The organism is Brevibacillus fortis (genome assembly GCF_003013395.1).
Taxonomy (GTDB): Bacteria; Bacillota; Bacilli; order Brevibacillales; family Brevibacillaceae; genus Brevibacillus; species Brevibacillus fortis.
Map to the genome: position 1 here is coordinate 1 of NZ_PXZM01000053.1, position 9,954 is coordinate 9,954.

Sequence of the window (9,954 nt, forward strand, 5' to 3'; positions counted from 1 at the left end):
AAGCCACGTTTTACAAAGTGCTGTCCGTAAACATTAGCAAAGTCAGGAGGCAGCTGGTTGACATTTATCTTGCCTGTTTGTGTTTCGTGAAAAGATAAGTCTGAGGTTTTACTATGAAGACCTTCTTTCCAGTAGTTCACAGCCTCTTCCAGATTACTCGCAGGCAATACGGTAATGTCGACTAGCCGTGCTTCCGCTGCATTTTGTTCGGGGAGGATCACGTGGGTAAATCCTGCATGTTTGGCCTCTAGCAGGATGGGAAGTACACCCGTTACAGGACGAAGAGAACCGTCTAATGCCAACTCTCCTAGTACGAGGATTCTTTCCGGTCTAGGGTGCATTTGCTTCGAGGCGAGTAAAATTCCAAAGGCAATAGCAAGGTCGAAGCCTGAGCCTTCCTTGCGCTGGTCTGCTGGTGCAAGGTTGACAGTGATTCGCTGCATTGGGTAGTCGTAGCCTGCGTTGCGTAAAGCAGCACGAACACGATCTCTCGCTTCTTTTACTGCTGAACCGCCCAGTCCGACCAAATCGAATTGAGGCAACCCATTGGCTATGTCTGTTTCTACAGTGACTACCATTCCATCAATGCCAAGCACAGTGCCTGAATAACTGCATGCGTACATGTCCTCTCCCCCTCTGGTTATAGGGTAGGAAAAGATAGAGGGGGTGGGCAAGTAAATTGGAGCTTTTGCTAAAATATTTATACAAATTTGTCAAGATTTTTTATTCTACGCTTCATTTTTTGTTGTAAACTGTGCTCTTCTTTCAGACTCCCCCTCGGTGGCTCACTTTGGGGCTTTGCGAGGAAGGCTTTGTACGTGGAATAGTAATTACACAAAGTCACTGGATAATAAAACCTATGCGCTGTAGGCGGCTGAATTGTTAGTGAGGGACCCTTCCCTCTCACAAAGTCCATCAATCTTATGGAAGGCAATCAATATACCAAAGAGTCATAACAGTCAGACGGATGTTGTGATCTCCCTTTGGAACAATGACATGCTTCTGAAGTAGCCCCAAACTGATTTAGAACATTTCAAGTATACCCTTGAGCCATGTTGTTGCCGCGTAGGAAATAGAGTGAGACTATGATACTATCTAAACGATCCGCATCTTTACAAGGGAGGACAAATCTTTAGTATGGGCCTTTTTGATAAATGCAACAATGTTGATTCCAAAGATGAGCTTATTCAATTTATAAAGGCATTAAGAATCGACCTTCAAGTGAACCCTGAGGAATGGGAGATACTCTCGCTCGCTGCTTTTTAGAGACAATGGAATCCTGGATGGAAGATACAATAGATACGGGGTATATTCCTGATCAACCCGAGTGGAAATCACTCGCTGCCATATTGTACATGGGGAAGATTTATGAGTAGTATTTTTGGGAGCATGTGGGAGGTACTTAAGCTATCTTGCGGAGCAACAGAAATGACAACGAGACATCCTCAATTAGAAGATGTCTCGTTTTTTTGTTCATACTCTACTGTGAAAATATCGTTGGTATAACGTAATGAATAGTCCTTAAGAAGTTCTTTTAAAGAATCTGCTTCTTTCGGAAGACGTTCCTCCAATACTTCCCATCCAGTTATAGTTATTTTCATGGGTAGCTTTACCATACCGGTGATTGCGTCCCAAAATGCATTCCAATTCATACCGTACATATCAGGGAAATCAAGTTGACGTTTCAAGATCATATGAAGATCTGCTGGAGCCACTACACGAGAAACATCAAAAAGTATATGCTCCTTCCTCGGCTTAAACTCTTTAATTAGTGGTTGATTTGGAAGTGAACTCAGATCGAACAATTCGGAATATTTCTCGTGTTCAAGTAAAAACTCTTCTATTTCTTCCGTTGAAGTATCTACATCCCCATATCCATCCAGGGCAAGCTCAAGGTTTCCCGTGATCGCATACAGATATCCATTCCATTCATGATCAGAATCAACGTAATTTGATAACCTATAGAGAATTTCACATGTCTCATAAAGAGTATAGTGTTTGTTTTTGTAACTGAGGTTAATCATTCCAACTATTGTTTTTAATGCTTTTTCCTCTTCTGAATTAGTGCAAAGCTCGATAAGTAAGCGAGGAATGTCCTCCTCTTTTTTTACCATTGAAAGGTCAAACACCATATCAGGTATATCTGTTACCTCTAAAAGATCAATTACTTTATCTGCCCACACGTTTATATGATCTTTAGAAAAGAACCCTATAGATAATCCAATGTGGTATACTTTGGCTTCAAACCCAATTTCCATTTTCTTCACCACCAAGTTCCAGATAGTTAGTATCATAGTAACATGCTGGAAAAGTCAGGAGTAGTGCGCAAACGGACCTATAAAGAATCTTCCCCACTTTTGATAGCATCACTGCAGTCGGTGGTAATTAGCGGATCTACTCTCCTAGCTTTGGAATCGAAGTTGAGATTTTTCATGACAGAGAGATTCCCCCTACTGTCAATTACAAATGCTTTGAGCATGTACGGTAGCTAAGGATTCATGCCAGCAGGGGAATCAGAAATCACAACGAGATGAGCTAGACAATGCGTGTGTTTACTGTTACAAAGGAGGGGAATATCTTAATATGGACCTTTTTGAGAAATGCGAGAATGTTGATTCAAAAGATGAACTCATTGAATTTATAAAGGCATTACGCCACGACCTTCAAGTGAACCCTGAGGAATGGGAAAACCTATCGCTGGCTGCCTTTCTGGAGGCAATGGAATCCTGGATGGAAGATACAACAGATATGGGGTATCTAGCTGATCAACCCGAGTGGAAGTCACTCGCTGCTATATTGTACATGGGGAAGATTTATGAGTAGCATTTGGAGAAAGTGAGGTATTTGAGGTATCTTCGAGGAAATATAACAAGACACGTTAAAAAATATCGTGTCTTGTTTTCAAATTATTTTATCAATGAAAGTAATGCGACTATTAATTAACTTCTATTCAAAAGAAGCTAGGCACAAAAAAATGCATACTGTTTGAAGCTGGATCAATATTCATCGTACAAATCCTCATAACCAAGGTCGATGTAAATTGGTCTCCCTTCGTTAATTGATACATTTTGAATAGTAATTTCAGACTTATCATCGAGGTTAAATTCTAACGTTACTTTAACAGGTATTAATACATCATATTCAAATTTTTTGCATACATATTCTTGGTGAATATACATTCTGTCTTCCGAATCGTAAATCGAAACGTCTGGGTCAAGAACAGAGACTTCTGCTTCAAACGTAAATCTCACTTCACTGGTTAAAACTGCAAACCGATCTTCAATCTCAATTACCTTTGGTTCCTCCTCAAAATCAATTCCCCAAACTTCCAAGTGTTCAATCTCTTCATCAATATTGCTAAATAAAAATCCATGGTCAATAAATTCTTCCTTTAGTTCTTCTTCAATTATTTCTTGATTATTTTCAAACAACTGTACAATAAAATCGTAACGAAACTCATCAGATTGTGTAAAGAAATCTAAAAATTGTTCTACACTGATTAAGTGGTGTAGCACGTCGCTCTCTTCACAGTAGTTCTTGTGATCTTTATCTGAGCTTATAATATACATTTCTTGTTGATTTTTTTACACCACGATTCTAATGCTGCCAATGTAAAGGCATCGGGGAATTCAGTCTTTTTTTCTTAGAAAACGGTGCTTTTCGTTCAAAATATCTCGCGATTATCTCTTTGCTATCAACATCTTCAATCGGTAATATTGACACCTGGGCTTTCTCAAGAAAATTGGAAAACTGACGTTTCATTGTTTCAAATACAGAATCAGTAAACTTTTTATTATAAACGGCTTGATATTGAGGGATATTCTGTAAGATTTTAACCTCTTTTCGAAAATCGTTCAATAAAGGTCTTGCTTTTTCAATTTCCTCTTCAATTTTAGATAAAATCTCGAGATAAGTGATCTTAGTTAAAAAAACAGATATGTAATCATTCGAAGCCAAGTCGGCAATTTTATTGAATACATAATGATCAAATCCATAGACTTTACCATGAAATATACATGTATCGATAAAAACATTTCTCGTTATCAGTTTGCTCATTTTTTCCTCACCCCAATTATGTCACTCTTCGTATATGTCATCTTGAAATCCAGCGCTTCTTCTGAGTTCCCTCTCACTTGACAATATCTAGCAGTATTTTACAACAAAATAAATACTAATGATAGTCTAATTGACCTACTTATTCCAATGTATGCTAACTTATATTCCTAATTGAGTTTTAATAAATTGAAACATAAAAATTACCCTCATCCTTTGGAATCATGGGTTTGCCGTGTTTATCTCTCGGTATTTATTGACTCATAGGATAAATTTTTAAAAATGTGGCTTTGTTCTATCTTCTAATACTCTTTTTTCTATGTTACTCCGCCTTATACTAAACTGTAGTTTTCACCTTATATGTCGGTACTCACATCAATCTAATTAATCTATTCAATTCTTCTATTATTATTTGATCAATCATTTTTCTGTTTAAATCCAATCTTTCCTTTCTCTTAATTTTATTCTCGTTTGAAAAATAATAATCGAAGTCAATTGTACATTTATCGTTCTCCAAATATTCCCTTGTAATTACTGAGGGAAAAGGAATGAAATCAGAAGTCTCATTGATAATTACCCCTTTTACACTGTATAATTTTAAAATTTCCTTTAAACCAATATCATGAGATAAGAAGAATGGAATAAAAAACTTACTTACTCCTCCAAACCTCATAAAAAATTCCATGATACGTGGTGCAGTAAAATCCCATGCAATGTTATCAATTAATTCATGAATCCTTAGCGGCGCAGTATCCTTATTTATTTTCCTAAATATTCTAACGCCCCCTTTTTCCTTGAAGTATTTGTAGGCTACCATCGCCTCTCTTTCATAGTAGACTCCTACTTTTTCGTTCATAAAATCGAAAAGTTCCTTCATTTTCTTTTGAGGACTCCTGTTACTTGAAAAATGAATTTGAAAAACACCAATTAAAAATAAGGTTAATTGCTTTTGCAAAAATCTTAATTGCTTCAGATGATCCTTCCCTTCTTGAGTACAAAACAGTTTTCCAATAAGCTCTTCGACTTTTTGTCTGGCTTCATTAGGGGAACGTGTATATTTTACTTTTCCTTTCTCTCTGTATAGCTTTTCATCAGCACTCTTAAACAATTCTAGACTTACTAAATTTTCATAGATATTACGGTGCATATTTTTGAAATAATCCATATCATAGTGAAGTTCTAAATCTAAAGCCTTTGAATTCTCTACTAAATAAAAGTAATAATCGTATTGGAAATTTTCACGAAGTAATAAATCAATAGATTTAAAGATTTCGTTTTTAAAATTATTTGTATTATTATTTACAAACTGATGAATATAACTAGCATAATTGGTATCAAACATAACTGAATAATCAATTGGAATATCGCACTTATCTAAACTGATCATCTTTTTCAAAATATCGTTATCAATAAAGAAGATGTTTTCTGATTGAAGGTACGATATAAAATCATTATCTTCTGAGTAAAGAACTTTAATAAAAGTATCCGGAAGAAAACTATTACTATAGTTTTCAAGCGTGATAATAGCCCTTGATTTATCTTCAATTGGTCCCATCATACTCCATGCCATTCCAACTTCGTATGGACTATTGGCTTTAGATAAAAAATACAATAATTCTTCTGTCTGCATACTTTCTTGCTCCTTAATATTTGATGATTTGTTACCCACTCAGGGTGATCTGAATGTCAGCCCCTTGGTAAATAAGAGTGAATTTATACATTTCGACAAATGGTCCTATTTACCTACTACATTCGATCGGGTTTATCCGACACGAAACGACATATTCTCCTAATTAAGTCGTATTCAATACATTGAATTGTCACTAGTATAAAGGTGATAAAAATGGTAGGATTATGAAATACGAACAAACGTTCCTATGAGGTTGTTTATTGAAATTGTCCTATTCTTCTACCCCACTCGAAATCTGGATAAGTCAATTTTATAAACAGCTAGGAATATACGCACCTGAAGAACTAGATGAACAGCGTATAGCTAGATCATTAGGCATCCATCTCTTTTACAAAGAGATCCCATCAATGGCATATGAATTCGGCCGCTTCAAAAGTATAACGATTGACAAAAGGCTCTCTTCACTTATGCAAAGGGAGCATTTTTATCATGAGCTGTGTCATATCCTCCGTCATTCCGGACGCCAGCTAATAATGCCAATAGCATTTCGTGAGCTGCAGGAATGGGATGCAAGGAATTTCACGAGGTATGCGGCACTGCCACTCCATATGCTGACAAGATACGATTTTAGGCAAATGGAAATCATTGATGTATTATCAGAGCAATTTAAAGTTACGCCAGAGCTATGTCAAGAGAGATTAGAAAGGATCAAAGGCAGGCTCATTTTAAACAATCTGCTCAATATCTCTTAGGGAATGATACGACGACAATCTTGAACTTCTAATCAATATTTGCTTTTTCATAAATTAACCAAATTTTTTCATTTTTTCACTTAATATTGACTGCACCCGACAAAAAGCGACAGCATTTTCAGGACAAAATAGGTAATATTTACTTTAGTTAAATAATTCGATAGCCCCTACCAATGAAATATTTGTCTATTATTAATCATCTCAGCATCAGCTGGACACTATAGGAGGGTACTATGAGAAGTAGAATTTTCTACGCAGCTAAAGTCAATATTCACGGTAATATTTTGAGTCCTAATTTGCGAGAACTAATTGAGGTACATATTCCCCGAGTCATATTAAATCCTAACAGATCAGTTCGTCTCAAATCTTGGAATTGGTCATTTACTGACACTAAGCAAATACCTTACCAAGATAAGCAACTAATTATTGGTAATGTGACTAAATCTCGACATATGAAACAAAAGTATAAGATTGGATCGGTCACACAAGAACAGCAAACAGAACATGAATTAGCCAAAACCGCCTTTTTTGTATATGATCCTGTACTCGAAATATTGGCCCATGAAAGCAACGCTGAAATTTCAGCTGCTGATTTTCGTTACTTATTTACGACATTATTAAGTTCTGATATGTATGTTGGTGAGGTAAGAGTCCTTCCTATTCCTATCCCTCATAAAATTAGGGATGAAATAAGATCAATACAAATTGTTACTTCTCTAAAATTTAATCTTATTCACCCCAATCCAGGGAAAGAGGAATTCAATATTTACAATGATCTAATCGATGATGCTAATCTTAAAGAGCTTGATATTTCCATGACAAATAAAGATGGGATAAAGGTAATTGGACATAGCACAGGGACAACAACTGAATTTACCCGTACAGTTGAAAATGGCATTACACTAGTGGAAAAAGGTTATGGGGAGATTAGAGTAAGTGGTTTTGATAAATTTACTCGCCCTGGGAAGCGTGGGAAAATGATTACAGACACTAAACCCAGAAAGTTTTCTTCAAGTAACGAAGTTCGTAGAATACGAGTAAGTGAGTTAACACTTAACGGCGTGCTCTCAAAGTTATATACTTTTATTGGAGAAGTAAAAAACAAAGTTAAAGGAGGCCAAGATTAATATGACTAATAATAATCATACTAAAATTACGTTTGAATCAACTACATTTTGGGGGTTACTAAAAATTGTTGGCATTAAAGAATTTTTGTCCTGGTCTCTATATTGGGCATTCATACTATCAGCAGGTCTCATAATTTTTATAATTAGAAACAATTCTCCGGGCAGCGATTTTGTTACGCTTGCCTCCCAATTATCAGGTACTCTGCTAGGTGCATCAGCAGCCATATTCGGTATTGTAATTGCTGCTTTGACACTAACCATTACGTTGTTCCATCATTCGCTTTTACCGGCTATGCTAGAGAGGCAACTACTCCATAAGTATTTATTCCCTTTTTGGTACGCAGTTGCCTTATGGTGTGTCAATATATTTGTGGGGTTGTTACTTATAATCTTCATTTCTCTCAAACAAGTTTGCTTTATTCCCTTTGCCATTAGCTTGGAGCTATTTTTGTTTCTATACGCTACCTTTTATACAGTAAGTCTCACAGGCTTGGTAATTCGCTTAGCTTTGCAAAGAGCACAAATTAAAAGTAAGTAAATACACATCTTCTTAATCTGATATGGTGTGTATTTTTATTTCACCCAAAATAGAACGTACGTTCCGAAATAAAAGGAGGTTTTATATGAGATTAGCAGTATATGCACGTGTCAGTTCAGACGATCAAGCAGAGCGTGGTACGATCGAAAACAAACTTGAATTTGCTCGTAAGTATGCGGATCTCCATCAATTAGAAATCGTTAAGTGGTACAAGGATGACGGCGTTACTGGAACAATACCACTAGAATCTCGTGCAGCTGGCCGAGAACTCTTGCAAGATGCTAAGAATGGAGTTATTGATCTCCTTCTAATCTATCGCTTAGACCGGCTTGGACGATCGGCCAGAATCATCCTTAATTCCGTTCACGAGCTAGAAACTGACGGTGTAAAAATCCGTTCCATGACGGAGCCTTTCGATACTGGAGACCCATCTGGTCGCTTTCTTCTAACCATTCTGGCAGGCGTAGCTGACCTAGAACGTGAGACTATCCTGGAACGTCTGTGGTACGGTGCAAACCGCGCTGCACGGTCTGGCAAATGGCTTGGAGGTATTGTTCCCTATGGGTACCGAGTAGACAGTGAGGGCTATCTAGAGATTTGTGAAGACCTACTCCCCCACTCCGACATGACAGAGGCAGGTGTTGTCAGGCTGATCTTTCACATGCTAGCTAATCAAGGCCATTCCTGCATTAAAGTATCAGACTACCTGAATGCACTAGGTGTCCCAACTGCTTACGCCAAGGATGATCGGAAAGTTACTCGTGGGAAACGAAAAGAGAATACTGCGGGTATCTGGCGCCCTTCAAGAGTACGTGGCATTATTACAAATACCTCTTACAAGGGAGTACATTTCTACGGAAAACGGAGTACACGGAAACGCGATGTAATTGAACGCGAAGTTCCAGCCATCGTTGATGTAGACGCATGGGAGAAAGCCTCAGAAAGTCCTTCGTAATAACCAAATTGAAGCTATGCGTAACATCAAGAATCAATATTTACTACGTAGCTTACTAAAATGTCAGTGCTACGGATTAACTTATGTGGGGATTCATTATCCTGGAAGTAAACGAGCGCTAAAAGGGTACTACACTTGCACAGGTAAGCAAGCTTATAAGGGCCCGATGCACGGGAAATGTACTTCGAAGAATTTGCCGCAAGATTGGATTGAGGACCTTGTGTGGAGAGATTGCTTGGCCTTTATTAATCAGCCAGGGGAAGCCCTTCAGGAGATTGCTGAAGCTAGAGAAGTAAAGCAGGCTAAGAAGGTCGATTTGGAATCCGAAATAGCACTTATTCAGAAGAGCATAGATGATAAAGATATAGAACGTCAGAGCATCCTAGACCTCTTCTGTAAAAGCATCATTACTTTTACCGATTTAGAAAAACAGATCCAAAAAATCAATCAAGAGAAAGAGATCCTCGAGCAACGCATAAAAGAAATACGGACCTCGCTGCAAGTTGACCGCGATTATTCTACTAAGGTAATGAATGCTTTTCAATTACTCACATCACTACGAGACAAACTTGATGATAATCCCTCATTCGAAACGAGACGTGAAATTGTGAAGGCTTTGGTCCAGTGCATTCAGGTACATACAACACCTAGCGAAGGTTCAAAACGTCCTCGTGCTTCAGTCACCGTTCAGTATTGTTTTGCCAAGGATATTATCTACACGGACAAGGATTGCACGAACCGATTAACAGAATCCGAGCAGGGAAGGTAAAAACCTGCTTAGATCGCCCAATCGTGACAACTCCTGATTCCAGCGGCTGGCGTAGTACCTCTAATACATGCCTTGAAAACTCGGGCATCTCATCCAGGAAGAGTATCCCTCCGTGAGACAAGCTGCACTC

The 9,954-nt window shown here is 37.7% G+C and carries 14 protein-coding genes and 1 pseudogene; 9 read left to right on the top strand and 6 right to left on the bottom strand.

The window, feature by feature from the left end:
• Positions 1 to 623: magnesium chelatase domain-containing protein (locus C7R93_RS27875; protein ID WP_279629462.1), on the bottom strand; the 623-nt coding region annotated here is incomplete at its 3' end.
• Between the two features lie 256 nt (positions 624 to 879).
• Between C7R93_RS27875 and C7R93_RS31195 the strand changes: the two genes are divergently transcribed.
• Positions 880 to 1,011 carry a DUF6979 family protein gene (locus tag C7R93_RS31195; RefSeq protein ID WP_425266744.1) on the top strand — a complete coding sequence of 44 codons (132 nt, stop codon included), beginning with the start codon at positions 880 to 882 and terminating at the stop codon, positions 1,009 to 1,011.
• Positions 1,012 to 1,235: 224 nt separating this feature from the next.
• Positions 1,236 to 1,376, top strand: coding sequence for a DUF7660 family protein (locus C7R93_RS31200; protein ID WP_425266745.1), 141 nt, complete (start codon positions 1,236 to 1,238; stop codon positions 1,374 to 1,376).
• 69 nt (positions 1,377 to 1,445) lie between these two features.
• On the opposite strand, the gene C7R93_RS30850 is transcribed toward C7R93_RS31200, so the two are convergent.
• Positions 1,446 to 2,258, bottom strand: a complete 813-nt coding sequence (locus C7R93_RS30850) for a barstar family protein (RefSeq protein ID WP_244191678.1) — start codon at positions 2,256 to 2,258, stop codon at positions 1,446 to 1,448.
• 325 nt (positions 2,259 to 2,583) lie between these two features.
• Between C7R93_RS30850 and C7R93_RS27885 the strand changes: the two genes are divergently transcribed.
• Positions 2,584 to 2,823: a DUF7660 family protein gene (locus C7R93_RS27885; protein ID WP_106841840.1), complete on the top strand. Its 240-nt coding sequence runs from the start codon at positions 2,584 to 2,586 to the stop codon at positions 2,821 to 2,823.
• A gap of 173 nt (positions 2,824 to 2,996) precedes the next feature.
• Here C7R93_RS27885 and C7R93_RS27890 read toward each other — a convergent pair whose 3' ends face one another.
• From C7R93_RS27890 to C7R93_RS27900, 3 genes are all read right to left on the bottom strand, one after another.
• A complete protein-coding gene (locus C7R93_RS27890) occupies positions 2,997 to 3,515 on the bottom strand; it encodes a hypothetical protein (RefSeq protein WP_106841841.1) in 519 nt (172 codons plus the stop codon).
• An 82-nt stretch (positions 3,516 to 3,597) separates the two neighbouring features.
• Positions 3,598 to 4,056 (bottom strand): PIN domain-containing protein, encoded by a 459-nt coding sequence (locus C7R93_RS27895; RefSeq protein WP_106841842.1) that lies wholly within the window; start codon positions 4,054 to 4,056, stop codon positions 3,598 to 3,600.
• Positions 4,057 to 4,423: 367 nt separating this feature from the next.
• Positions 4,424 to 5,683 carry a hypothetical protein gene (locus C7R93_RS27900; RefSeq protein WP_106841843.1) on the bottom strand — a complete coding sequence of 420 codons (1,260 nt, stop codon included), beginning with the start codon at positions 5,681 to 5,683 and terminating at the stop codon, positions 4,424 to 4,426.
• A 260-nt stretch (positions 5,684 to 5,943) separates the two neighbouring features.
• Between C7R93_RS27900 and C7R93_RS27905 the strand changes: the two genes are divergently transcribed.
• The 6 genes and pseudogenes from C7R93_RS27905 to C7R93_RS30865 all read left to right on the top strand — a co-directional run bounded on the left by C7R93_RS27905 (position 5,944) and on the right by C7R93_RS30865 (position 9,824).
• Entirely contained in the window at positions 5,944 to 6,435 is a 492-nt protein-coding gene (locus C7R93_RS27905) for an ImmA/IrrE family metallo-endopeptidase (RefSeq protein WP_106841844.1), read from the top strand.
• 233 nt (positions 6,436 to 6,668) lie between these two features.
• Positions 6,669 to 7,562, top strand: a complete 894-nt coding sequence (locus C7R93_RS27910; RefSeq protein ID WP_106841845.1) for a DUF4747 family protein — start codon at positions 6,669 to 6,671, stop codon at positions 7,560 to 7,562.
• A 1-nt stretch (position 7,563) separates the two neighbouring features.
• Positions 7,564 to 8,100, top strand: a complete 537-nt coding sequence (locus C7R93_RS27915) for a hypothetical protein (protein WP_106841846.1) — start codon at positions 7,564 to 7,566, stop codon at positions 8,098 to 8,100.
• Positions 8,101 to 8,185: 85 nt separating this feature from the next.
• A complete protein-coding gene (locus tag C7R93_RS30855) occupies positions 8,186 to 9,055 on the top strand; it encodes a recombinase family protein (protein ID WP_244191679.1) in 870 nt (289 codons plus the stop codon).
• A gap of 16 nt (positions 9,056 to 9,071) precedes the next feature.
• Positions 9,072 to 9,230, top strand: a pseudogene (locus tag C7R93_RS30860) (recombinase family protein); the annotation flags it as partial.
• A 60-nt stretch (positions 9,231 to 9,290) separates the two neighbouring features.
• Positions 9,291 to 9,824, top strand: coding sequence for a hypothetical protein (locus tag C7R93_RS30865; protein WP_244191680.1), 534 nt, complete (start codon positions 9,291 to 9,293; stop codon positions 9,822 to 9,824).
• Here the strand turns inward: C7R93_RS30865 and C7R93_RS27925 are convergent.
• The coding region (locus C7R93_RS27925; RefSeq protein WP_208637858.1) for an ATP-binding protein at positions 9,766 to 9,954 on the bottom strand (189 nt) is incomplete at its 5' end. The two genes, C7R93_RS30865 and C7R93_RS27925, sit on opposite strands and share 59 nt — an antisense overlap.

Bases quoted from the DNA above. Each gene is read 5' to 3' on its own strand.
- C7R93_RS31200 (WP_425266745.1), top strand. From the start codon at position 1,236: ATGGGAGATACTCTCGCTCGCTGCTTTTTAGAGACAATGGAATCCTGG.
- C7R93_RS30850 (WP_244191678.1), bottom strand. From the start codon at position 2,258: ATGGAAATTGGGTTTGAAGCCAAAGTATACCACATTGGATTATCTATA.
- C7R93_RS27885 (WP_106841840.1), top strand. From the start codon at position 2,584: ATGGACCTTTTTGAGAAATGCGAGAATGTTGATTCAAAAGATGAACTC.
- C7R93_RS27895 (WP_106841842.1), bottom strand. From the start codon at position 4,056: ATGAGCAAACTGATAACGAGAAATGTTTTTATCGATACATGTATATTT.
- C7R93_RS27900 (WP_106841843.1), bottom strand. From the start codon at position 5,683: ATGCAGACAGAAGAATTATTGTATTTTTTATCTAAAGCCAATAGTCCA.
- C7R93_RS27910 (WP_106841845.1), top strand. From the start codon at position 6,669: ATGAGAAGTAGAATTTTCTACGCAGCTAAAGTCAATATTCACGGTAAT.
- C7R93_RS27915 (WP_106841846.1), top strand. From the start codon at position 7,564: ATGACTAATAATAATCATACTAAAATTACGTTTGAATCAACTACATTT.
- C7R93_RS30855 (WP_244191679.1), top strand. From the start codon at position 8,186: ATGAGATTAGCAGTATATGCACGTGTCAGTTCAGACGATCAAGCAGAG.